Source organism: Gilvibacter sediminis (assembly GCF_028561565.1).
GTDB classification, from domain to species: Bacteria; Bacteroidota; Bacteroidia; order Flavobacteriales; family Flavobacteriaceae; genus Gilvibacter; species Gilvibacter sediminis.
In genome coordinates, this window is the sequence record NZ_JAQQTE010000001.1 from 600,423 (window position 1) to 624,188 (window position 23,766).

The 23,766-nt window shown below is 42.7% G+C and carries 20 protein-coding genes; 11 read left to right on the plus strand and 9 right to left on the minus strand.

The annotated features are described in order from the left end of the window. Positions 1-2 precede the first annotated feature (2 nt). The 5 genes from POW22_RS02725 to POW22_RS02745 form a co-directional block, all read right to left on the minus strand. Positions 3-635 (minus strand): STM2766 family helicase-associated protein, encoded by a 633-nt coding sequence (locus tag POW22_RS02725; RefSeq protein ID WP_272831018.1) that lies wholly within the window; start codon positions 633-635, stop codon positions 3-5. Next, positions 632-2,644, minus strand: a complete 2,013-nt coding sequence (locus POW22_RS02730) for an STM2767 family DEAD/DEAH box helicase (RefSeq protein ID WP_272831019.1) — start codon at positions 2,642-2,644, stop codon at positions 632-634. The genes POW22_RS02725 and POW22_RS02730 overlap by 4 nt, the downstream gene beginning before the upstream one ends. 101 nt (positions 2,645-2,745) lie before the next feature. Further along, positions 2,746-3,969, minus strand: a complete 1,224-nt coding sequence (locus POW22_RS02735; RefSeq protein ID WP_272831020.1) for a site-specific integrase — start codon at positions 3,967-3,969, stop codon at positions 2,746-2,748. Positions 3,970-4,574: 605 nt separating this feature from the next. Further along, on the minus strand, positions 4,575-5,231 hold the full coding sequence (locus POW22_RS02740) for a hypothetical protein (protein WP_272831021.1): 657 nt from the start codon (positions 5,229-5,231) through the stop codon (positions 4,575-4,577). Between the two features lie 116 nt (positions 5,232-5,347). Further along, positions 5,348-5,527, minus strand: a complete 180-nt coding sequence (locus POW22_RS02745; RefSeq protein WP_272831022.1) for a hypothetical protein — start codon at positions 5,525-5,527, stop codon at positions 5,348-5,350. 100 nt (positions 5,528-5,627) lie between these two features. Between POW22_RS02745 and POW22_RS02750 the strand changes: the two genes are divergently transcribed. The 5 genes from POW22_RS02750 (at position 5,628) to POW22_RS02770 (ending at position 13,636) form a co-directional block, all read left to right on the plus strand. After that, on the plus strand, positions 5,628-8,066 hold the full coding sequence (locus POW22_RS02750) for a carboxypeptidase-like regulatory domain-containing protein (RefSeq protein WP_272831023.1): 2,439 nt from the start codon (positions 5,628-5,630) through the stop codon (positions 8,064-8,066). Between the two features lie 85 nt (positions 8,067-8,151). Then, positions 8,152-8,892: a carboxypeptidase-like regulatory domain-containing protein gene (locus POW22_RS02755; RefSeq protein ID WP_272831024.1), complete on the plus strand. Its 741-nt coding sequence runs from the start codon at positions 8,152-8,154 to the stop codon at positions 8,890-8,892. 55 nt (positions 8,893-8,947) lie between these two features. Beyond that, positions 8,948-10,849, plus strand: coding sequence for a DUF3857 domain-containing protein (locus tag POW22_RS02760; protein WP_272831026.1), 1,902 nt, complete (start codon positions 8,948-8,950; stop codon positions 10,847-10,849). A gap of 117 nt (positions 10,850-10,966) precedes the next feature. After that, the gene (locus POW22_RS02765) at positions 10,967-11,425 is read left to right on the plus strand and encodes a (2Fe-2S)-binding protein (protein ID WP_272831028.1); all 459 of its coding nucleotides are present in this window, start codon (positions 10,967-10,969) and stop codon (positions 11,423-11,425) included. Between the two features lie 12 nt (positions 11,426-11,437). Beyond that, positions 11,438-13,636: a xanthine dehydrogenase family protein molybdopterin-binding subunit gene (locus tag POW22_RS02770; protein ID WP_272831030.1), complete on the plus strand. Its 2,199-nt coding sequence runs from the start codon at positions 11,438-11,440 to the stop codon at positions 13,634-13,636. Here POW22_RS02770 and POW22_RS02775 read toward each other — a convergent pair. After that, complete coding sequence (locus POW22_RS02775; protein ID WP_272831031.1) at positions 13,633-14,229, minus strand: nucleotidyltransferase family protein; 597 nt, start codon at positions 14,227-14,229, stop codon at positions 13,633-13,635. The two genes, POW22_RS02770 and POW22_RS02775, sit on opposite strands and share 4 nt — an antisense overlap. Further along, on the minus strand, positions 14,230-15,243 hold the full coding sequence (locus tag POW22_RS02780; RefSeq protein ID WP_272831032.1) for an XdhC family protein: 1,014 nt from the start codon (positions 15,241-15,243) through the stop codon (positions 14,230-14,232). Between the two features lie 131 nt (positions 15,244-15,374). Here POW22_RS02780 and POW22_RS02785 point away from each other — a divergent pair, with 131 nt between their 5' ends. From POW22_RS02785 to moaA, 6 genes are read left to right on the plus strand one after another with little or no spacing between them, the layout of a single operon-like run. After that, the gene (locus POW22_RS02785) at positions 15,375-16,553 is read left to right on the plus strand and encodes a molybdopterin molybdotransferase MoeA (protein ID WP_272831033.1); all 1,179 of its coding nucleotides are present in this window, start codon (positions 15,375-15,377) and stop codon (positions 16,551-16,553) included. Continuing rightward, a complete protein-coding gene (locus tag POW22_RS02790) occupies positions 16,553-16,789 on the plus strand; it encodes a MoaD/ThiS family protein (RefSeq protein WP_272831034.1) in 237 nt (78 codons plus the stop codon). Before POW22_RS02785 ends, POW22_RS02790 begins: the two co-directional genes overlap by 1 nt. 2 nt (positions 16,790-16,791) lie before the next feature. Then, positions 16,792-17,886 carry a HesA/MoeB/ThiF family protein gene (locus POW22_RS02795; RefSeq protein ID WP_272831036.1) on the plus strand — a complete coding sequence of 365 codons (1,095 nt, stop codon included), beginning with the start codon at positions 16,792-16,794 and terminating at the stop codon, positions 17,884-17,886. Beyond that, a complete protein-coding gene (locus POW22_RS02800; RefSeq protein ID WP_272831038.1) occupies positions 17,873-18,310 on the plus strand; it encodes a molybdenum cofactor biosynthesis protein MoaE in 438 nt (145 codons plus the stop codon). Before POW22_RS02795 ends, POW22_RS02800 begins: the two co-directional genes overlap by 14 nt. Then, entirely contained in the window at positions 18,310-19,221 is a 912-nt protein-coding gene (moaCB, locus tag POW22_RS02805) for a bifunctional molybdenum cofactor biosynthesis protein MoaC/MoaB (protein ID WP_272831040.1), read from the plus strand. The genes POW22_RS02800 and moaCB overlap by 1 nt, the downstream gene beginning before the upstream one ends. Then, a complete protein-coding gene (gene moaA, locus POW22_RS02810) occupies positions 19,214-20,218 on the plus strand; it encodes a GTP 3',8-cyclase MoaA (protein ID WP_272831041.1) in 1,005 nt (334 codons plus the stop codon). Before moaCB ends, moaA begins: the two co-directional genes overlap by 8 nt. Here the strand turns inward: moaA and POW22_RS02815 are convergent. Further along, positions 20,215-21,030 carry an alpha/beta hydrolase family protein gene (locus POW22_RS02815; protein WP_272831043.1) on the minus strand — a complete coding sequence of 272 codons (816 nt, stop codon included), beginning with the start codon at positions 21,028-21,030 and terminating at the stop codon, positions 20,215-20,217. The two genes, moaA and POW22_RS02815, sit on opposite strands and share 4 nt — an antisense overlap. Then, positions 21,031-23,739 (minus strand): PD-(D/E)XK nuclease family protein, encoded by a 2,709-nt coding sequence (locus POW22_RS02820; protein WP_272831044.1) that lies wholly within the window; start codon positions 23,737-23,739, stop codon positions 21,031-21,033. Positions 23,740-23,766 lie beyond the last annotated feature (27 nt).

Below are 23,766 nucleotides of genomic sequence, written 5' to 3' on the forward strand. Positions count from 1 at the left end.
CACTAATCCTCTAGAAAAGAACAATCGGTATTTAAGTTAATTAAATTCTCAAAATAATCCTCCGTGATAATGTTATTTAATCCGATCTTGTAGGTACCGTATGATGAATAGTTTACATCGAGGTGATCAAGTGGGTGGAGTTTTCCATCCTCTCTTTGCGGATCATGATCATACCGGATATATGCAGGTTCAGAATGAAATATTTTCTCGAGCAAGTCCAATCCAGTGGACTCAAAAGCTGTTGATTCAAGATAAAAATCTACTAGAGATTGGTTCAATTGAAAACTTCCATCATTTAATATTGAGTTTGCAAATGACACATTTTGACTATCTATTTTGATGCCTTCGTAGGTCGTTATTTCTTCTATATCATTATTGCTATCAAGTAATAAGATAAAAGGGAAAGATACACTAAAGTATTTTCCGTCACGATATAAGAAAACCCTGCTCATTTTGTCCACAACAACTCGAATTTGTGATTGACATTCATCTAAATCTACATCTTCCAAGTCTTTTTCAATTAAAAGATATTGAATAGTATTAAGAATTAGTCTAACGTAGTCTGCTTTCTCTCTTATAGGAAAAAAGAAGTTCTTTTCTTGAAACGGAAGAATGCCCTTCACAATAACTTTCATAGAACTCTTCCTTTTAAATACTTCATATTATCTAGAATGAACTCACGTAATGTATGCTTGTCTGTATCTATCATATCCATCTGCTGAGTTGCGACAAGTAATTTTTGGTGATACTTCTTTTCAATTTTTAGCTCCTCAAAAATCTCAACCATAAGATCATAATGAGAAATCTTTCTTAAATTTGATTTGAATCTCGTGCGAATATTTGCTTTCTCCTCTTCCGAAGGTTCTTCAATGATCATCTCTTGATATTTTACTATGTGTTCTAAACCACTTTTCATACCATCTGTTAATCCTGAAAATAGAACGTCTTCTTGTGTAACTAGGAATGATTTTATAAATGACCTAGTTAACATCGTGTATAATGAATTACGATAACTAGGATTATTAGAAATACTTTGGGTAATGCATATCACAAAAGGGAATTCCAACCCTTTAACATTGTTGCGATTACTAATTAGAACGGTATTGTGTATCTTCTCCTTTGAATCATATGCCTTATTCACGTTCCAACCAATATCTTTTTCAATTTTATACTCAATAAGGTCGGCGAGCTTAAAAATGTGCTTACTCTTATCTAGTAAAATAATTCCTATATCATCTGGTTGGACTGTTTCGTTTTCTTCTCTAATTTCATTTATTATTTCCACTACAGTGGCTGGTAATGATTTCCCAGTTTCAATTATTCGGATACTCTCGAACTCATCATCTAGATCTTCAAATCGTCTCAAAGGTTCTCTTCGAAGATGATAGTGTGAGTCTTTTATCTCAACATTATATCCACAGTCTTTCCATTCTTTTTCTTCTAACCAACGGAGTTTAGATTCTTCAAAAAGCCCCATGCCTAGACCATGTGCAAACATTAGAGTTTTTGGATCAGTCCTGTAACATTTGCCCAACAAGAAATTAGGTTCAATTGTACCCGAGATTTTTTCGTCAAAAATGCTCTGAAAAATATCTCCAGCTATGTAAATTCGTTTTTCCGTTACTAAATCACATAGTTCAAAGAAATTCTCGTCGAAATCTTGACTTTCATCTATGAACATATAGGTGAAAGCTCGTTTATGATCACCTTCTGGAAATTTTTCTTTTATGTCATTTATTGCTAATTCGCAAGCTTTGCTAAAAGACATTTGAAATGACCAACTATAGAATGGTATTTTATAAAAATGACTAATATATCGATATGCCCCGGAGTTTGGGTATGAATTTGACCCCCAAGCATTATTGCACCATAATCTAGAATCCCACTCAATTTGTTGTTCAACTTTCATGAAATTGAAGAAATTTGGTATTCTCTTTTTTAAATTGTCAGCCAGAATTTTGTTATGACAAGTAAAAAAAATTTTGGATTCAGAATCGTTGATATATAAGTCCTTAAGTTTATGTAAAAGAAGTTCGGTTTTACCTGTTCCTGAAAGTCCTTGAATTCGAATTTTTCTGTGATCTAAGTTTCCATAGATGAATCTGGTTTGATCACCATCAAACAACTGAATCTTTTGCTTTACTTTGTCTAGTGTAGTTTTAGGGACATCTTCTTTTACTCGGTCAATGTCATTAATACTCCCGATAAAAAGTGAGATTAAGAGGTCCAGCTTCTTAATATCTTCATCGGTATTTAATGACAAATCATTTAAAAATTCACTTACATCGTTTATTTCAGTTGAATTAAATTCCGAATCAATTAGAGTTGTTCTCCATTTTCTTGGTCTTCCTAAAATCTCTTTGTATAAATACTTATCCGAAATCGACCAAATATCAGCAATAACATCATCAACATAGTCTTCAAATTGATCTTTATTATCCCCGTAGTCTAATATGGCAATTTTGTTCTTGGGTGATAATACGATTAGTGCGTTGGTATAATGATAAGAGTATTTCTGATCGGTTAACGGCCTGTCTATTACATAAATTAGTATTTGGTTTTCTTCAGAGTAGTTTTGAAGTAGGTCAATAAGATCAGCGTTTGAAGTATTTTTTTCGGCTTGTAAATAGAAATAACTACTCATGTTTTATAGTTTGAATAATTTTGATGGCAGTTTCTTGAAAAAGCCAAGATTGTCAAAAGCAAGTAACTACTCTAAATGTTTAGTTTCTAATCTTTCAAGATCTAAGGTAAGATTTTCGTTATCAAATCCTGATAAGCATCTAAAACATTATTTGGCAACGACTTTAAATAAGTCTGTGTAGTATTCAACTTAGAATGTCCCAGCATCTCTGAAATAGCCATAACTGGAACTTCTTTGAGCAACGCCTGAGTCGCAAAGCTGTGTCTAGACACATAGGATGTCAATTTCTGGTCGATTTCACATAATTCACCTAACTCCTTCAGTTTTCTGTTATAAGCCCTTAGAGCCCATCTAGCATCGTCCAGTTGATTCTCGAGTTCATCTCTTTTTACGATTGGCAGGATGAAATCATCCTTATCTTTTCCTTCAAGGTAGTATGTAAGAAGTTCTTCTAGCTGAGGTGTAATTTTAATATCATAGAGTTTTCCTGTTTTACGGCGGCGGTATTGGATGCGGCCATCTATCATATTAGAAACTCTTAAAAACGCCATATCCACGAAAGAGATTCCAAAGAGCATATATGATATCAGAAAGTAATTCCGTGCATGGAAAAGCGAGTGCTCATTTCCAATTTCTAAGCTGAGTATTTTTTTTAGCTGCTCTTCATTAATTGCGCGCTTCTCAGTCGGCTTTTGACGAATCTCATACCTATTGAACGGATAAGCCTCTTGTTCGATTATTCCCGCCTTGATGCCACGGTTATAAATAGCTCGAATGGTTCGCATATATGACGCCAAGCCGTTGAGGCTGTTACCGGATTTAGATAAATGGTATTGTTCAAACTTCTTTAGAAAATCGTAGTTGAGTTCATTAAATCGTAATTCCTTGGGGTGAAAGCTTTTCAAAACCGAAAGAACTGCTTCATAAGACCGGGCGTTCCCGAATCTTTGACTAGCCCGCATTTCTTCAACTAGAGAATGCCCAAATTGATAAAATGACTCGAACTGGTTTTGGTTTACGATCTTCTCCTTCACCTGGCCAACTGATAAATACTGTAGCTCACCCTTTTCATCTAACCCGTTGATGATATCCATCGCATTTGCTCTGACTTTAAGCAGCTGATTATTTAATCTGCTTACGGAAGAAGTCCTAGGATAGGTCTTTTTTACTTCTCGTTTTTTATCGTCCCAATAGGTGGGTAGGATGGAATGACCGGTGCTAATAGAAGTAGATTTACGCTGATGACTAAGCCTTAAAATGATAGGAAATGTCCCATCTTTTTTCTTTCTTCGTTTATCTAAGCTAAGTATTATGCTGGTTTTCATGATATTAAAGATAAAATATTTGCACGCAATTTGCACGCAAAATCTGTATTTATTTGAACTCTTATGAGTATGTGTGATTCATAAGTAATTGATAATCAATTAATATTAGTTCATATTAACACATATCGATGCGTTTTCATCTTGACTGGCAGTCAAGAGGTCGTCGGTTCGAATCCGATCTTCTCCACATCAAGCAGAAAATCCACACCGAAAGGTGTGGATTTTTTTATACCGAAAAGCGTGTTGAAAGTTTACTTTCATAAACGCTAGGAGGTATAAAAAAATAAACCAACCGCAGGTTGGGTTGATTTTCTATTTGCAGTAGTGCGAGAATGTTCGGAAGCGCGCAGCGAATCCGTGCATAAACTGCCAGCGCGGCAGTCTGGCACCTTCGCTAAAAATGTCTACCAGACATTTTCTGAACGCTCGGTCCTATTTGCAGGAGTGCGAGTAACTTTGGATCATTTTCTGAAAGAAAATGAATCCCGAGAGTGCGAGTCACTTCGGAACATTCAACGTTAGTTGAATGAATCCGAAGAGTGTGTGAATGTTCGGAAGATTGAACAAAGCCAATTCAATCTGACATCTATGTCCTCTCAAAAACCCTAATCCACGCTCAAACCTAGCAACCGCAACATTTCTTGAACCCCCATTTCTTCTATTTTAGTAGCAGTGAAGGTCATGGTGAAGTTATCTGTAACAAGCTGGTATTTAAGGTAGGGCCGCTCGGTCATTTTATAGAAATCAGCCAGGTAATACTCCACATGATTATTCAATAGGCGATAATCGAGCTTGGGAGCATTTTCACTGGCACAGAAATAAACTAGTACTTCTTCACCAGATTTAATGTCTTTGGAATAATACTCATAACAGCTGCTTTCTAGGTCTGCAAGAACTTCTGATTCTACCTCTTTAAAGTTAAGTAGCTCCAGCGAGTTACCAGTTGTGTCTAAACGATCCCAGATGTCTTCTCCATTAGCATCGACAAAGAGAAGTTCACCTGCTTTTTGAGAGTAAAGCTGATACATAGTAGGGTCACCGTTTGCATCGAGATATTTTCTTGCAGTATCTCCTGTAGGCATGTAAAACATAAGTGCTTGTTCTCCATATTGGGTTAAATAATTAACCCGATTTGCAATGCTGAAGTCTTTTTCAAATTCAAAATCGATGTCAAAAGTTACTACACCCGTGAAGGTTTGGGCTGTAGTAGCAGTCGTAGCGAAGAGTACTAGAAAAAGAGTGAGGATTTTGAGATTTTTCAAAACAATACTTAAAATGAAATTCAAAGATACCGAATAAGCACAATCGACAAGCTTTGAAGCAGCACCGCACGCATTAGACAGAGTCTGGCGCTAGCGTACGGTCACTTCACCAAATTTTATTGTTTTGGTGAGCTCCTGCTAGCACCAAAAACCACTCGATGACCGTATCTAAACTCCCCCATCCCCGCGCCAGCGATAGCAGCGGCATCCTTTCTGCGTAGCGGAAAGATATAGCGGATAGCGCGTCCGTGAAATGAACTCTGTTCTACTTCACGGGGCGTCCAAATAACCTCCATTAGAACAACAGAATAGGTTAAATTATATATAAACTTACCCCAATCTGTTACATAAGTCGTAACTCTGTATACTAATTGTTAGAAACGCGGTGAAATTGCTATGAACACTCGAAAATTCTACTTTTTAATTCTATTTGCTTTGTTTATTTCTGAGGCGATCGTGGCTCAGACCATCACCGTTAGCGGTAAAGTAACCTATCAAGACAGCCCTCTTATTAAAGTGAACATTCGCGTGGTGAACACCAATCAGGGAACCGAAACAGCTGCAGATGGAACTTATCAGATCAATGCAGAGGTGGGTCAGACATTAAAGTTTAGTCATGTGGGATTCAAAGATGTGGAGATCCTTTTGGAAGAGACTTCCACGGTTCTCAATGTACCTATGGATGACTTTGTGGAAAGCTTGGATGAGGTGGTGGTTACTGCGGATGCTCCAGCGCCAAAAGAAGATGACCTTGAGGTGGTCATGAATGTGAAGTTAGCAGCGCCATTTGGGAGGAAATTCAACCCTGCCGCTCATGGAGGTGTGGTTTATTATTTGGATCAACGGGAGATCCGCATGCTGGCTAACCCAGATTTGAATTTAGCCTTAAAGGATCGTTATGCCGGAGTGAAAGGTCCTTTTACTTGGATGGTGGATGATATTGAATGGAACGAGGCTCCGGTGATCGCTTACAGTGAGATTGTACAGATGTATTTGGCCAATGTTCCGAACGTGGGCCCTACGGTATTTATCCGTACCGTTAATGCGCCAGAGCAGCTTGCTGCCAAACGGGCCAAGGAAGCGGAGAAATATAAAAATCAGAATTACTATAGCGGAGATGCGGTGAGTTACGGAGGCAACACGGCGAGTAGCGACACTATGGCTATGCGCACTATTAGTGGGACCATTCGTTATTTGGATGCTCCCATTGGCGACGTAAATATTCTAGTCATGGGCACAACCCGAGGGACTAAAACCAATGCCCGTGGACGCTACAGCATTGAAGCCAAACCCGGAGAGACCTTACAGTTCAGCCATGTGGCTTTTAAGCCCATTGAGATTCTTATTGAAGACATCACCAGCCGGGTAGATTTAGAAATGATTGAGGTATCTAACGAGTTGGATGAGGTAGTCATTACAGTAACTACAGTGGAAGGCCTCTCAGAAAAGCGGCGCAAAAAAGCAGAGCGTCCATTTGAAACATCTCGAGGACGTTTTGACCCGTCGAAGGCAGGCTATGCCGTTGGGGTGGTAGACGGAGATGAGCTGAGTAATACCTATTCTTCATTAAAAGAAGCCTTGAAAGGCAAAATTTCTGGTTACTCTGTTGGCGTGAATGGACGTGCTTATTTAAGAGGCGGTTCCTCTTCAGCAACACAAGACTATCCTGTTGCTTGGGAAGTCGATGGCGTCTTCACTACCGATGAACCCACTTATTTAGACCTCACCCAGATCGATCAGATCTATGCGCTAAAATCTTTGGCGGCTACCACAAAATATGGAACTCAAGGGGCTGGTGGAGTTATTGTGATCAAGACCAAGTACGGCAGTTTTAATGCAGCCGAGAAGAAAAAGCAAGAAGACTTAGCCAAATTGCAGAACCAGAATTATTATTCAGATGATGCAGCCGGTTATGGTGGAATTGCAGAAGCAGACAAGCCGATTTTAGACGCGCTAAAGGCCAAAGGTTCTGCAGAATCAGCTTTACAGTATTATATGAAATCGCTTCAGGACTCGCTTGCCAATTATGGGCAAGGCCTTATAGTAGCCAGATGGTTTGCCCAGCAATATGGGGATCTGTCCAATTCGCAAATGGTGCTGGAGGCGCTTTCTAACAAGCATAATAAGAATCCAGAGATTCAAAAGGCCATTGCCTATTTCTACCAGGAATTGGGAATGACCAAGGCTGCTGTTGAGCAGTATAAAAAGGTGGCTCGTTTACGTCCAGAATATGCACAATCCTTTAGAGATCTGGCCAACGCGCATTTAGAGAACAGTCAGTTCGTTTTGGCTTGGCGCGTGTATATGAGTTATATTTTGGGTGATAATGATATTAGTGGAGAAGGAATTGGGAAGACCATCTATTCAGAGATGGAATACATCTACTTTAACCGAAGCAATCAAGCCAAGATCAAGGAAAAGTTTGTTCCCATTCACGACGATATTCAAGACTTCCGGGCCGATGTTCGTTTGGTCTTTGAGTGGAATACTTCGGAAGCTGAATTTGACATTGAGTTTGTGAATCCAGAGCGACGTGCCTATTCTTTCAATCACTCCTTGGCAGACAATCAAGACCTGATCACTGATGAGAAGACTAAAGGCTATTCCAGCAAAGAGTTCTTTGTGGAGGATCTCCAAAACGGAGAATGGCTTGTGAATTTCACCTATCGCGGCAACAAAAAGCCCGAACCTACTTTTGTGAAGTTAACAGTCTATTACGATTGGGGGAAACCTTCTCAGCGTCAAGAAGTTCGGGTGTATAACTTTCAAGATCAGCGTGTTAAGTTGCAGCTCTTACGCCTAACCGATACACTTTTGGCCGTGAACAACGATTAAGTCCTTAACAGGAATTTATCAGCGAGAGGGTTCATTTTAACAACGCCTTATCAGTATCGCCCCGCAGATTTCCCGAGTTTAGCGCATGCTTTCTAATCAACGCATATGGATACTGGGCCTGCTGTGCCTAGTGGGTTTCAACGCCCTAGCCCAAAGACTTGAAGGGCGTGTCACTGATGAACAAGGCCGATCTTTGGAGGGAATCACGGTACTTAATTTAACCCGAGTGAAAGGTACGGTAACCAATGAGCGGGGCAATTATTCCATTGGTTATGACGATGGAGATACGATTCTATTTGCAGGATTGAGTTTTTCCAACTTTGAATTTGTGGCCAAAGATCTTCCAGAGGATCTCGGGCCGATCAACATCACCATGACTCCAGAAACCACTGAACTCGATGAGGTGGTGGTGCGTTCGGATCAGCTCTCTGATGAGCAGATCGCGGAGATCATCGAGCAGAATTTTGGAGCGATCATGCCGACCAAGGTCCTTTCTAATGCGGAGAAAAAGCTCTATACTGCGTCAAGTTCTGCCGGCGGTTTGGTGCCTTTTGATCTAATTCTCAATACTATCAATGGACGCATTAGAAAGCTCAAAATGCTCAATAGTTGGGAAAAACAAGACGTTATCATTGACGAGTTGCAGGCTGCGATACCAGAGGAATTTTTGAGGGAAGAGTTGGGGCTGGAGGAAGTAGAGGTCTATCCGTTTTTGCTCTATTGTGTGGAGACCTCCGTCAAAGTGCCAACCCCTGAAGAAATGAATTTGAGTCTCATTGAGTTCCTTTTGGCCAAATGGAAACAATACCAGGAACAGCGGGATTAAATTTGGATTTCTCCCCTGGCAGTCATAGCTTGCTTTGAGATAACTAATGCGATTTATGACCAACAAGTACTTTCTTTTACTGTGCCTTTTCACCCTCAGCACTTCAATTTTTGGGCAGTCAGAATACCGAGTTGATCTAATCCCGGAGGCATTAAAAGAAGACGCCAACAGCACTACTGTAACAGAGACTTATGAGTTGGAGATCGCAGATCACCAAAGCATTGTTTACAAACACAAGCGGGTAGTCACGGTTTACAATAAAGGAGGAGATTCTGATGCGGTGGCTTACGCCAGTTATGATGACGACCGCAGAATCTCCAAGCTCTCTGCTACCATACTAGACAAGAATGGAGAAGAAATAGAGCGTTTTAGAAAGCGAGATTTTGAAGATATCAGCGCCGTCGATGGTGGCACCCTATACAGCGACAGCCGCTTGATGGTTTTGCAGTACACCCCGACACAGTATCCGTATACCTTAGTTTTTGAGTCAGAAACGCAAAGCAAAGACACCTTTTATTTGCCTACATGGAACCTCATTGATTATTACGATTCTTCCATTTGGAATACCCGCTTTGTGGTAAAATACAATCCAGATCTCGGTTTTAGATATAAGGTCTTTGACCCTGAAGGAGTTTTTAAGATCAATGACAGTGAAGGCTTATTAGAAATCTCAGCCAGTGACATTAGTGCAACAAGTGCTGAGGAAATGGGCCCTTCTCCCTGGGAATTTATCCCAAACGTTCGTGTTGGTTTAACTCATTTTAGCCTAGATGGCATAGAGGGAAGGGCATCCAATTGGGAAGAGCTCGGCGCTTGGCAATATAGAAATCTAGTTGCGGGCTTAGACGGTTTGCCACAGGATGTGGTTTCTAAGGTGAGCGCTTTGGTTGCAGATGCTCCAAATACCAAAGAAAAGGTGCGCCGCATTTATGAATTCATGCAAGACAATACGCGCTATATCAGCGTGCAATTGGGTATTGGTGGCTTGCGTCCTTATCCTGCTGCAGAAGTGATTGAGAAAGGTTATGGCGACTGCAAAGGTTTAACCAATTTAACCATGGCTTTGTTAAACAGTCAAGGCATAGAGGCCAATTATTGTGTGGTTTGGGCCGGTCGAGATCAGAAAAGCATAGATGCTGATTTTGCTTCTTTACAAGGCAATCACGTGATCTTAAATGTGCCTTTAGAGGATGAAGAATTATGGCTGGAATGCACCAGTCAAACCATGCCCTTTAACTTTTTAGGCGACTTTACAGACAATAGAAATGTGGTGGCTCTTACCCCTCAAGGTGGCGTCATTAAGCGTACTCCAAATTACACCGTAGGTGATAATACCTTAGATACCAACGGAACGTTCACACTAGATGATTCAGGGACTATTTCTGGGGTGGTCAGCTTGTTTTCTAAAGGAATTCAATACGACAATAGAAGCGCTATGGTCTCCAAGGATCAGAAAGACCGCATCAGCAGTTACAAGAATTACTGGCGCTATGTAGACAACCTGGACATTGTAAACATCACACTAGAAGAGGACAAAGAAGAGGTCAGTCTGAGAGAGGAAGTGCTTTTTAGTGCTGCGGATTTTGCCAACTTCTCCAATGAAAAAGTAATAGTCCCGGTCAATGTGATGGACCGCTACACCTATATCCCGAGACGCTACAAAGAGCGTACACAAGAAGCCGTTATACTTCGTGGCGGTGTGGACAACACCAATTTTAGTATTGAGATTCCAGAAGGCTATAGCGTAGAATCCTTGCCTGCTCCAAGGAGCATTGAGTCTAAATTCGGCTCCTACACCTTGCTCGTTTTACCCGATGGTGAAGGCGCTGTGCAAGTGAATCGGAGCTTGGTGCTGCAAAGGTTTAGAGCCACTCCAGAGGAGTACAAAGAACTCAGAGGCTTTATGAGATCTGTGGCCCGCAGCGATGCGGCAAAGATGGTACTCATTAAAAAGTAGCCTGACAAGCATCACGCAAAAACCCTATAAAATCTTAATATTTAGCCCGTTGGTGTTAAAATACACGGTGCTGCATGGTTTTTTTGTACCTTAAAAGTTCAATAAAACTAACCACATATGGCAAGCCTTACTATAACAATCAATGGGGAATCCCGGACCATAACCGCCGCGCCAGAAACACCACTACTTTGGGTGTTGCGTGATGAACTGGGTATGGTCGGAACAAAATTCGGCTGTGGGATCGGTCAATGCGGATCCTGTACAGTACACTTGGACGGCAACGCAGTTCGCAGTTGTCAACTTCCAGTTTCTGCTTTGGAAGGAAAGAAGATCACCACTATAGAAGGCCTATCAGAAGCAGGAGACCATCCGGTGCAAGTGGCTTGGAAAGAAGTAGACGTTCCGCAGTGTGGCTATTGCCAAGCAGGACAGATCATGACGGCCTCGGCCTTTTTGGCACAGAATCCCAGTCCTTCATCAGAAGAGATTCGCAACGCCATGCACGGCAATATCTGTCGCTGTGCTTCTTACAATAGAATTGAAAAAGCTGTTGCACAAGCAGCTCAAAACTCTTAAACCTTAGACGTCATGGAAAACAACCAAAAACTTACCTTCAGTCGTCGTGGTTTTATCAAAACTTCGGCCTTAGCTGGTGGCGGAATGCTCATTGGCTTCAATTTATTTCAGGCTTGTAAAGAAGCTGCTCAACCCCCAGTTGATATTGCTTCGTTGAACTTTAACGATTTCAATGCCTTCATCAAGATCTCAGATGACGGCTATGTCACCATATTTTCGCCCAATCCAGAGATCGGTCAAGGAGTAAAGACCTCCATGCCCATGATCATTGCAGAAGAGTTGGATGTGCCTTGGGAAAAGGTTCATGTAGCTCAAGGGATTTTGGATACCAAGAATTATCAGCGCCAAGTAGCCGGAGGGAGTCAATCGATTCGCTTCGGATGGGATGCTCTCAGACAAACGGGTGCAACGGCCAAGCAGATGCTCATCAATGCCGCAGCAGCTCAATGGGGAGTTGATGCTTCCACTTGCAGCGCGAGTCAGGGAGTTATCACTAACGCCAACGGAGACAGTCTGCATTACGGTCAAGTAGTGAATCAAGCTGCTGGCCTAGAGGTCCCAGAGAATGTGACTCTTAAAGAAACTAAAGATTATACCATCATCGGAACCGATACCCGAAACGTGGATATCGACGAGATCATTACCGGAAAGCCGCTCTTTGGCTTGGATTATACGGCTGAGGGAATGGTTTACGCCTCCGTAATGCGTCCACCCGCTTTTGGGAATGCATTAGAGAGCTTTGATGATGCTGATGCCCGAGCTGTTGCTGGGGTTATTGATGTGGTGAGCTACGATAACAAAATCGCCGTATTGGCCAACAATACCTGGGCTGCCATGCAAGGCAAAAAGGCTCTTAAGGCCATTTGGAAAGCAGATGGCACTTTAGAGAGTACCGCTGATCACGACAGGATTCTCAATGAGATCTTGGACGGCAACTCTTTTGATACGCGTAGAGAAGACGGAGATGTGGCGGCTGCTTTTGCCGCTGCGGATGAGGTGGTAGAACGCACCTATGAATCGCCTTTCTTGCCGCACAATTGTATGGAACCTATGAACTTCTATGCCAACGTGACTGCAGATCGAATCCATTTGGTTGGACCTATCCAAACTCCAGCTGGAACCGCTGCACGTGTAGCACAATTGCTGGATCGCAATGCAGAAGAAGTTCATCTAGAGATGACTCGTATGGGAGGTGGTTTTGGCCGCAGACTCTACGGAGACTTTGTTATGGACGCTGCTCAGATATCTAATTTGGCTCAAAAACCCGTTAAGGTGGTTTACAGCAGAGAAGACGATATGACCGCGGGGATTTACCGCCCTGCTATCAAGTATCGCATTGCGGCTTCATTGAAAGACGGTGAGATCACTGGATATCATTTGAAGGAGGCAGCGATCAATTCCAATATGTACGGTTTGATCCCGCACTTCTTCCCTGCAGGGGCTATTTCGAACTACAAAGTAGATACGGCCAATTACCAGAGCAATATTACTATTGGGGCTTGGAGAGCTCCCTATACGAACTTCTTGGCTTTTGCAGAGCAGACCTTCTTTGATGAGATTGCAGGCAAACTCGGTAAAGACGCCGTTCAAATGCGCTTAGACCTTTTAGAGAATGTAAAAGACAATACGGATGAGAATATTCAGTATTCGGGCAAACGTATGCAAGATACCATTAGACTCGCTGCAGAGAAAGGCGGATGGGGCAACGCTCCAGAAGGTGTTTATCAAGGTTTTTCTGCCTATTACAGTCACAACACACACGTTGCAGAATTGGCAGAGGTAGAGATTGAAAACGGCTACCCAGTTGTAAAACGCGTTACGGTTGCAGTAGACTGCGGAATTGTGGTCAATCCTTTAGGTGCGAAGAACCAAATTGAAGGAGGTGTCATTGACGGAATAGGCCACGCCATGTATGGAGATTTTGGTTTTGACAATGGCCGTCCTACTTCTAATAATTACGACACTTACCGTCTGATTCGAATGAAAGAGACCCCGCAGGTAGATACCTATTTTGTAGATAACGGCTTGTCACCAACAGGACTCGGAGAACCCGCTTTGCCACCAGCAGGTGCAGCAATTGCCAATGCTATTCACGCGGCCACTGGCCAACGTTTAATGAAACAACCATTTGTCAATGATTTGGAACCTGCCAAAATGAAAGAGGTGATCGGTTTCACGGTACCACTTCCTGGGCAAATGGAGAACTGCTAAAGTCCGTATTTGTTTTTGAGTTTTTGGTAGGCCTCGGGTGTATCTAGGTCCTCATAGTCTTTTTGAACGCTATGAGAAGCCAGTCTTATTCCCTCAAGTTTAAAAAGTTGTTTGGCGCCAAGATCACCATCCAATTGGCTTAGCTTTTCAAAGAGTGAATCTTTAAATATTGCGGGCACTCCTTGCAAGTCTGGGTATTGCGTACAGACAATATCCGCTTCACTGCTTACGAATGTTTCTATCAGACCTTTAAGGTTATCAGCAGTAATTATCGGCATGTCCGCGAGTAAAACCAAAACTCCTTTTGGAGGTCGATTCATTAGGGTCTTGATTCCAAAAGCTAGGGAATTACCCATACCACGTTCCCACTCTGGGTTTTGAGTTATTTGTATAGCGTGGCGCTGAGTAATTTTTTCAAGGCTGATATGCTCTGCGCCGCTTATCAAAACAATATGCTTGCAGACAAGTGCTTTAGCCTTTTTAATGATACATTCCAAAACAGTGCTATCTCCCCAAGGCAAAAGCATCTTTGGAGTACCCATTCGGCTGGATTTTCCAGCAGCTAAAATCAGTATGGAAATTTCTGAACTCAATTAGTCGTGGATGCCGCTTTTCTTGTCTTTGAGCGATTGCGGTTCTTGTCCGCGCATGACGGCTAAGATCTCCGCAATTATGGAAATACCAATCTCATGAGCCGTTTCTGCTCCGATATTGATCCCGGCAGGTCCATGCAGCATTTCAATGAACTCTGGCGCTACTTCTGGATAGTGTTCTAAAAGGCCATCAAAGAGCTTTTCACGGCGCTTTTTAGGGCCTAGAAGACCGATATAAGCCGCCGGGCCATCAATGAGTGCCCCTAAGTATTTGAGGTCCTTAGAGAAACTGTGAGTCATAAGCACCACCGCGGTTCTATCATCTACTTGGGTTGGAGTTATCTGTTCCGGATTTAAATGATAAAAGTTAGTCGCTCCTGGAAAATTTTGAATGGATTTATGGTCGTCTAAAGGTGCTATAAGATCAACGCGAAACCCAACCGCTGCTGCAAGTTGCGTTAAGGCCACGGCATCGTGTTCAGATCCAATGATGGTCAGTCGAATACTCGGAGTGATGGACTGCGTAAAAGTTTCTTCACTTGCCTGATCAAAAGGCGCTCCATGTACGGCATGTTCTCCTGCATCACTAAAATAAAAAACGGATTGCGCCAGATCTTGCACTCCTTCAGCTCTACTAAATGTACTAGTGATCTCAAAGGCTTTTCGGGAGTGATCTTGGGCTTTTAAAGCGTTTAGAATTTGCTCTGGATCAGTGACGGGTTCTATCAGAATATACAGCAGTCCTTCACACCCCAAGCGGTAGCGACCGTCATAATGCATCATTTTTGGTGCGCCAGACTTAAAGACTTCATCAGCTTGTCTTAGAATATCTTTTTCTACACAGCCGCCACTTACAGCTCCAAACATTTCACCGTCTTCGTTGATAAGCATGCGCACGCCCGGTCTGCGATAAGAAGAACCTTCTAAAGCAACTACGGAGGCCAGCACCGACTTTTTATCCGCCTTGGCGGCTTCTGTCGCCTTAGTAAAAATGTGAATTAATTCGTGAAGCATCCTTAAAAATAAGGATTCGTTTGTGTTCTGAAACCCTAACAAAGTTAAAACCTTTTAAATCCCAACAGATTTACTCCTGAGTTCCTGATTTACCGACAATTATCGTTATATTTGATTGGATATAACGCTACATGGTAACGGTATCAGAAGCCATACAACTCATAACCAACAACGTAAAGTCATCAGCTAAAATGGAGCAACGTACTTTAAGCAGTGCGTTGGACAATGTTTTGGCTGCAGACGTGGTCAGTCCTATCAGCATGCCTCCTTTTAGGCAATCTGCCATGGATGGCTACGCTATTTGTTCACACGACAGTATGGAATACACCGTTGTTGGAGAAGTAGCAGCTGGTTCTCAAGATCATCCTCATTTGAATAGAGGAGAAGCGGTACGCATCTTTACCGGCGCGGCGGTGCCAGATACGGCAGATCGTATAGTTATTCAAGAGAAAGTTAATCGCCAAGAGGATCACATTCTTTTAGAGGAAGCGTTTAGACTTGGGGCCAATATTCGTCCCATTGGTGAGCAGCTTCACAAAGGCGATCCAGTTATGGGCGCAGGAATGCGCATCACACCAGCGGGTATTGGTTTGTTGGCTGGCGTAGGAGTTGCAGAAGTTACGGTTGCGACTAAACCTCGAGTAGCTATTGTGGTTACTGGAGACGAACTTAAGGCCGCTGGAGAACCCTTAAACCGCGGTCAAATTTACGAAAGCAATGGCGCGATGTTGGCTGCCGTGCTAAGCGATAAAGGATATAATGATTCTCAGGTATTAAAAGCTGAGGATGATTTAGAGGTATTGACAAATACACTACAGCAGGCCCTAACAGAAGCCGACGTGGTGTTAGTCTCTGGCGGAATTTCCGTGGGTGACTATGATTTTGTCAAGACCGCACTGAACAATTTAGGTGTACAGCAGGTTTTTTACAAGGTAAAACAGAAGCCTGGAAAACCTTTATTGTTCGGTAAAAAAGAGCAGAAACTGGTATTTGCACTCCCCGGAAATCCAGCCTCGGCACTAAGCTGTTTTTACGTTTATGTGCTCCTGGCTTTGCGGTTATGGGAAGGAGATAAGCAAGCTTCATCCCGATTCCAGTTTGCCAAAATAGAATCAAATTACCACAAAAAAGGAGACAGGGCACAGTTTTTAAAAGCGAAGAAAGGCGCAGACAATACCGTTGCAATATTGGATGGACAGGCGTCTTCCATGTTGCAAAGTTTTGCGGCCGCCGACGCTTTAGTGTTTTTAGACGAGGAGGTATCCTACGTTGACCAAGAATCCCTGGTTCCTTACTTAAACATTCTGTAATGGAACTAACTTTAAAGTACTTCGGTAGAATTGCTGAGCTAACCGGCAAAACCGAAGAGATCCGATCTGCAGCGGTAGAGACCGTTGATGAATTGGACTCTGTATTGCGCAGGGAATACCCTGGATTATCAATGGCAACCTACACTATTGCTGTAGATCATGAGATTGTTCAGCCTTCATTCCCGTTAAAAACAAAGGTAGAGGTGGCCTTACTACCTCCTTTTTCAGGTGGATGAATATGAATCGTTACCAACGACAAATACAATTAGAAGATGTAGGCCCTAGCGGTCAAGAGGCTTTGGCAAAGGCTAAGGTCTTGGTTGTTGGTGCAGGTGGGTTAGGTAGCCCGATTCTCCAGTATTTAGCAGCAGCAGGAGTAGGTACTCTAGGCGTTGCAGATATGGATACGGTTGCGCTATCTAATTTACACAGGCAATTGTTGTATTCCACTCAAGACGTTGGAAAACCGAAAGTCTTAGCCGCTCAAGAGCGACTTAAATCACTGAATCCAGAAATTGAGATCAAGACCTACCCAGAAGGGGTGCACACGGAAAACATCATGCCGATGATAGTCTCCTATGATTTGATCATTGACGGGACAGATAACTTTAGTACGCGTTATTTGATCAATGACGCTTGTGTAAAGAGCAATAAAGCATGGATTTATGGAGCGCTCTTTAAGCACCAAGGTCAGTTTGCTTTGTTCAACCACAGAGGCGGCCCGTGTTATCGTTGTTTGTATCCCAAACCTCCAGCTGCTGGTGAGGTTGCAGGCTGCAATATACTGGGAGTCCTTGGGACGGTTGCGGGTATCATTGGACTACAAATGGCTCATTTGGCCCTGCAAACGATCATTTGGCCTGAGGAGGTGCCCAATCGGTCAGTATTTTACGTGAATCAACAGAATTTTTCTGTGCAACACCTCAAAATGGACAAGAACCAAAGCCTTTGTGATAATGTGCAGTCAGATTCTTGGGAGTTACCGCAGACCAATGCCGTGACAAACTGTGATTCACCACCCAATACACTTAGCTTGAAAGAGGCTCTCCTGTTAGATCAAGCCTTGTTTTTGGATGTTCGAGATACTGAAGAGCAACCTAAGATTGCGTCTGTGGATCTGCAAATTCCAGTAAGAGAGCTGGAGCTCCGCTTGAAAGAACTAGATAAAGAAAAAACATATATCGCTTTTTGTAAAAGCGGTCAAAGGGCCAAAGCGGCTGCGACCCTTTTAAAAGAGCATTATTTTGAGGCAGTATATGCCTTGAGTGCTAGTGCACAACATTTAAAAAACGCTATCGAAAACGAAAATTCAACAACTAATGAAGTCTATTAAAAATGTGTTCAGAGAGGGCCCTATAAGCCCCGAATTTATAGCCGATTCCATTGCTAAACATCAAGTAAAGACCGGCATTGGAGCACACAATATCTTTTTGGGTCAGGTACGTGCTGATCAGGCGGGTGATTCTGCCGTGGGAGCTATAGAGTATACGGCCTACACTGAAATGGCCAACAAGGTCATGCATGAGATTCGCGAGCGAACCTTTGAAGAGTTTGACCTGACTTGCATGCACATTTACCACAGCTTGGGCTTGGTTAAGACGGGAGAGGTGTGTTTGTTCGTCTTTGTCTCTGCACCGCACCGCAAGGTGACCTTTAGAGCATTAGAATATGTAGTGGAGGCAATAAAGGCTGAGGCTCCAATTTTTGGAAAGGAAATTTTAGAGAATGAATCTCATAAATGGAAAGTCAATAATTAATGGTAGATATAACCCATAAAGGAATAACATTACGTACGGCAGTTGCTCAGGCTATAGTACGAGTTGGCTCCGAAGAAACCTTGACAGCGATCAAAGAAGATCGAGTGCCCAAGGGCAATGTACTGGCAATGGCCAAAGCTGCTGGTTTTTTAGGCGTTAAAAAAACACCGGCCCTTTTACCAGATTGCCATCCGCTACCCATAGAGTTTACGGCGGTAGATTATGAGTTCAAGGAGCTGGAGCTACACATTAATATGACTGTTAAAACCTTATACAAGACCGGTGTTGAGGTGGAGGCTATGCACGGTGCCAGTGTAGTGGCTTTGACCATTTACGATATGTTGAAACCCATTGATAAGGCCGTTAGTATTCACGAGATTAAACTCTTGGAGAAAACTGGAGGAAAGTCCAGTCACAGAAAGCGGCTTTCAAGAAAGGTAAAAGCTGCGGTTGTGGTATGTTCAGACAGCATTTCGCAAGGAGATAAAGAAGATAAGGCCGGCAAAGCTATAGTAGCGCAATTGAATGAGCACGGGCTGGAAGAAATAGATTATCAGATCATTCCCGATGAGGCCGATAAAATAACCGAGGTTTTAGATCAAGCACGGGGAGCGGGCTGTCAATTGGTAATCTACACTGGAGGTACAGGTCTTTCACCCAGAGATGTCACTCCAGACACCTTAGAACCCTTGTTGGAGCGCAGAATTCCCGGAATGGAAGAAGCTATTAGAGCTTACGGTCAAGAGCGTACGCCATATGCTATGTTATCGCGCTCCATGGTTGGAACTATTGGTAACACCTTGATCATGGCTTTACCCGGTTCAACTAAAGGAGCACAAGAGTCTATGCAAGCGGTATTTCCTGCGGCCTTGCATTTGTTCAACGTAATGGGAGGAGAAAGGCATGACTGATACGAACATATTAACGGATAAATACGGCAGAAAGCACTCCTATTTGCGTATTTCGCTAACGGAGCGTTGCAATTTACGCTGCACTTACTGTATGCCCGAACACGGCGTAGCTGTGAGCCCTTGGGGAAAACTCATGTCTCCAGATGAGGTATTTGAAATTGCCAAGCGTTTTGTCGGGATGGGTGTCACTAAAATTAGGCTGACTGGCGGAGAACCACTAGTTAGAAAGGATTTTGGGCAGATTTTAGAAAAGTTATCCACCTTAGATGTAGAACTTTCTTTGACCAGTAACGCTGTGATCATTGATCGTTATATCGATCAACTAAAAGCGGCAGGAATAAAGACTGTGAACATCAGTCTGGATTCCCTCCATCCTACTAAATTCAAGACCATAACTCGCAGAGACAATTTTGATAAGGTAAAACAGAATATTGATAAGTTAATCCAAGAAGGCTTTAAAGTGAAGATCAATTGCGTGCTGATCAAGGGCTTTAATGATAATGAGATCATTGATTTTATTCGATATACCCAGAATAACCCTGTTACGGTAAGGTTTATTGAGTTCATGCCTTTTGATGGAAATCGATGGAATAGAGACAAACTGGTTTCGCACGAAGAGATTCTCAATATGGCCTTTGCGGAGTGGTCTGCCACGGGTGTGGAACGCTTGGTAGATGAAGCTCACGATACTTCCAGAAACTATAGTGTGCACGGCTTCCAAGGTTCATTTGCAATAATCAGCACGGTAACTAATCCCTTCTGTGACAGTTGCAATAGAATTCGCCTTACCGCTAACGGAAGAATCAAGAATTGCCTGTTTTCTAATTCGGAGGTCGATTTGTTGACCACCTTTAGAGAAGGTGGAGATATTACCCCCTTAGTAGCTCAAGCGATTCAAGCAAAAGCCCCGATACGCGGAGGTATGTCTACCGATGAATCATTCAGCGATCCCAATAATTACAACCAAAACCGGAGCATGATCGCTATTGGCGGTTAGTCTTTATAGAACTCAATCAAAGCCTCAACGACCAATTGCATGTGCTCAGGCAGCTCAGATTCCGGATAAGGATGTTTCATGCCAAAAACGTGGTCCGCTCCTGGAATGACTTTAAGAATGCTCTGCGGATTCCAGCTGTGCAGGGCCTCAGCTTCTTTTAGCGTAACCGTTGGATCTTCGGTGCCATGGATGATCAGATGTGGGATATTAATGGATCTAACGGCTTTGTGAATGGTCAGTCGGTCTTCATGGGCTATAAAATCGGTGTAGAATTGATACTTATGAGGCAAAAGCTGACCGGTTCTGCTGTTTTCAATGTAGGTTATGCCTTTTTCCTGCCATTGCTTAAAATGCTCGGTACCCTCTAAAAATCGTACGCGATAATCACTTACCGAGGCTAAGGTTGCCACCTTATCAATACGCGAATCTTGGCCAGCTGTGAGACTAACAATTCCGCCTCCGCGGCTGTGTCCTAAGAGATACAACTTCTGATCAGGCGCTTCAAAATGATTGATCACCAGCTGTAGATCGTCCATTTCTATGCTGTAATTATTCTCTGAGAAAGCCTCGAGATCGGGAAAGTCTATAGGCTGTTCTACCGTTCCTCCATTGTGTGAAAAATTAAATCGGACAAAATCAAAACCCGCCCGGGTCAAGGATTCAGCCATTAAGTGCCAACCTCCCCAGTCCTTGAATCCTTTATATCCGTGACAAAAGATGATTAGCGCATGCTTCTTAGCACCTTGCGCTGGATGAAAGTTGCCAATTATAGGTCTGCCGTGATCGGGTTCTAACTGAAAGCTTTGAGTCATTTATACTTCTTTTTCTGTAAATGGAATTTCTGGGTCAAAGATCTCAACAAAGAGCTGATTGAGTTCTGTAATAAAATGTTCTAAGGTCGCTTCATTGAGTTGATTGTCTACTTGACGACTGCCTTGGGGTTTATAGCCAAAGCTCATAAAGTCCTGAGATTGGCTGCGGAATGAGATGATCCCCGCACGATCTGGAATGATTCCGAACTCAAGCTTATACATCAAAGCGTAGAGCAAGACTTGAAAGGCCTTGCTGTATTTGTAATCAGTGATCATTAAGTCCCACTCAGAGAGCTGTAGTTGTTTGGGTTCTACTTTACCCGTTTTATAGTCTATGATGCGCAATTGCCCATCTAATTTGTCAACGCGATCGGCTGTGCCCCCCAGGTTTATTGGACCTATTTGAGGATGCGTGTACACCACGGATAAAGGCATTTCTAAGGCGATGAGTTCTATTTGACGATTGGCAGCAAGCAGGGCCAAGTCACTTTCTATTGCAAATTGAACATACTTCTGGGCTACTTCAAAAACAATGCGATTTTTACCCGCGTTAAAGTGTTTCCCCAAATGCTTTACGCTCATATCTGCAACCACTTGAGGCAATTTGGGAAGCAACTTCTTAAGCTGATCTTGTTTGAGTAAGCCACCAACAAAGGGCGTATAAAGTTGCTCAATGGACTCATGAACAATGGACCCTAAAGTATTAAGAGCAATATCTTCTTCCAGAATTTCTGCGGGACGGACCTTTAGTAATTTCTCTGCATAGAAATCTATGGGATTCCTGATGTAGTTGATAAGACTGGAAGGGCTGAATTGTTTAGCAGCTAACTCTTTAAGCCTGTTAATTACCTCTGGAGTCTTGGCCACAGACTTGAGTTGTACGCTCTGCGACTGCATGCTTGAGCTGATAATATGTTCTTGAATATTATGCATAGCTCCATAGGTGCGTAGCTGTTTGATCAAACGACTTTCTTCTTTGGTATTAAATCCGCTTCCCACAGCTGTATAATACAGATCAATGTGCTGGCTTCTGTGTAGCAGACGGTAAAAGTGATATACAAAGATGGCGTCCTTCTCAAAGGTAGAAGGCAAGCCGTATTGATACTTCATATCATTGGTGATATAAGACGGCGCCATGCTCCCGCTGGGCAGATAACCTTCATTTACCGAGGTCATGATCACCCGCTTAAAATCAAGTGCTCTGCTCTCCAGAACTCCCATAATTTGTAAACCATCATAAGCGTCTCCTTGAAAGTCTATTTGTTGTTTTGACGCCAATTGCCTGAATATGTTCCGAAGCGATTCTAAGGAACTGATAGACCCGTAACGCTCTTGCATATTTTGGAGTTGTACGCAAACCTCAACCAGTTTATTTGCTGCAGTTCTGTGGATATCATTGGTCACGTGAGTCAAGGGTCGGAGTAATGCTTCTAATCGTTTTATCGCTACGACAGGATCTGTTGGCCAAGGATCAAAAATAAGTTTGAGCTGGTCTTGATCTTGGTCGCTACTACCAGCCAAGAGTTCGTCGGCGCTAATACTGATCTGATTCGTAGCGATCATGCGCTGCATTAAGGCTGTGGGTTTTTCAATGACCAACTGGGTTACAGGATGCTCCAAAACCTTGAATAATAGCTTGTAATAGTAGCTCTTCGGATATCGAATATGAAGCTCTAAAATAGCCAGCGTCCATAGTGTGAGCGGCTGGTGCTTTAAACTCACTCCCATGGTCACGTTGACCTTGTTGATCGTGTTGGGAAGCGAATTCAAAAGCGGTAAGAGTAATTGTTCATCTGCCAAAACAATTGCGGTGTCTTTGAGCTGCTCTGTTGGAATATCACCAAGGGTATTGCCAATTTCTTTTACTTGGTCTAAAGGGTTAGCGGCTTGAATTAAGTTGATCTGTTTTGGGCTGCTGTAATGGTCGCTTACAAATAAGGGTTTTTGATTTTGGTAGTAGCCCCATTCTTGGAAATAGCGCCGCATAAAGAGTGAAGCGCTGTGGGCTTTATCATTTATAAAGTGTTTGTCGGCATCCCAAAAGACAAAGTGATTTCCCTGAGCCAAGAATTCTTGGAAGAGCGCTTGTTCTGCATTGTTCAAAGCATTGAATCCTAAGAAGGCATGCGGACGATCACCTTGTGCATCAAAATAGAAACTGAGTTGTTCTACGGCCTCACGATAAACCATTCCTTGATATCCCAAGCCCTTAGCACTTAGAGCATCCTTTAAGTCCTCATAATATGCTGGTAATTGATTCCAGAATGACAAATAGGCTTGAATGAGTTCTGATTGACTTTCTTGCAAAGACCAGTGGTTCAGTTCTTGCACGCTCGCCAAATAAGCAAAAAAGGAATCCGAAGGAACTAAGTAACGATCTATCTCATTGAAATCAGCAAGTAGAATCGTGGCCCAAGAGCTAAAGGTGTCAAAATCATCCTTAGGCTGGTCGGCTTGTCTTTTTAAGTAGACCTGATAACATTCAAAGAGCAGTGGCAGTTCATCAATAATCTGCAGATCCGAGAGCTCTTGAATAAAGGTTTCAATCGGTATGATATCTGGTAAGAAGGAGGCAGTATGCTGTTTCTGCTGAATACACTGCCGCAGAAAATTACCCGCGCGTATACTGGGAACTATACAACGCAATTGTGCTATATCGTCAACTTGATCGGTTAAGTGATCCCAGCATTGGGCAATGAATGACTGCATTGTATAAAAATAAAAAACGCCCCCGAT

Excerpts from the sequence above, each read along its gene's own strand:
- POW22_RS02820 (WP_272831044.1), bottom strand. The coding sequence starts at position 23,739 with ATGCAGTCATTCATTGCCCAATGCTGGGATCACTTAACCGATCAAGTT.
- POW22_RS02725 (WP_272831018.1), bottom strand. The coding sequence starts at position 635 with ATGAAAGTTATTGTGAAGGGCATTCTTCCGTTTCAAGAAAAGAACTTC.
- moaA (WP_272831041.1), top strand. The coding sequence starts at position 19,214 with ATGACTGATACGAACATATTAACGGATAAATACGGCAGAAAGCACTCC.
- POW22_RS02790 (WP_272831034.1), top strand. The coding sequence starts at position 16,553 with ATGGAACTAACTTTAAAGTACTTCGGTAGAATTGCTGAGCTAACCGGC.
- POW22_RS02735 (WP_272831020.1), bottom strand. The coding sequence starts at position 3,969 with ATGAAAACCAGCATAATACTTAGCTTAGATAAACGAAGAAAGAAAAAA.
- POW22_RS02760 (WP_272831026.1), top strand. The coding sequence starts at position 8,948 with ATGACCAACAAGTACTTTCTTTTACTGTGCCTTTTCACCCTCAGCACT.
- POW22_RS02780 (WP_272831032.1), bottom strand. The coding sequence starts at position 15,243 with ATGCTTCACGAATTAATTCACATTTTTACTAAGGCGACAGAAGCCGCC.
- POW22_RS02815 (WP_272831043.1), bottom strand. The coding sequence starts at position 21,030 with ATGACTCAAAGCTTTCAGTTAGAACCCGATCACGGCAGACCTATAATT.
- moaCB (WP_272831040.1), top strand. The coding sequence starts at position 18,310 with ATGGTAGATATAACCCATAAAGGAATAACATTACGTACGGCAGTTGCT.
- POW22_RS02785 (WP_272831033.1), top strand. The coding sequence starts at position 15,375 with ATGGTAACGGTATCAGAAGCCATACAACTCATAACCAACAACGTAAAG.
- POW22_RS02770 (WP_272831030.1), top strand. The coding sequence starts at position 11,438 with ATGGAAAACAACCAAAAACTTACCTTCAGTCGTCGTGGTTTTATCAAA.
- POW22_RS02795 (WP_272831036.1), top strand. The coding sequence starts at position 16,792 with ATGAATCGTTACCAACGACAAATACAATTAGAAGATGTAGGCCCTAGC.
- POW22_RS02800 (WP_272831038.1), top strand. The coding sequence starts at position 17,873 with ATGAAGTCTATTAAAAATGTGTTCAGAGAGGGCCCTATAAGCCCCGAA.
- POW22_RS02750 (WP_272831023.1), top strand. The coding sequence starts at position 5,628 with ATGAACACTCGAAAATTCTACTTTTTAATTCTATTTGCTTTGTTTATT.
- POW22_RS02730 (WP_272831019.1), bottom strand. The coding sequence starts at position 2,644 with ATGAGTAGTTATTTCTATTTACAAGCCGAAAAAAATACTTCAAACGCT.
- POW22_RS02765 (WP_272831028.1), top strand. The coding sequence starts at position 10,967 with ATGGCAAGCCTTACTATAACAATCAATGGGGAATCCCGGACCATAACC.
- POW22_RS02755 (WP_272831024.1), top strand. The coding sequence starts at position 8,152 with ATGCTTTCTAATCAACGCATATGGATACTGGGCCTGCTGTGCCTAGTG.
- POW22_RS02745 (WP_272831022.1), bottom strand. The coding sequence starts at position 5,527 with ATGGAGGTTATTTGGACGCCCCGTGAAGTAGAACAGAGTTCATTTCAC.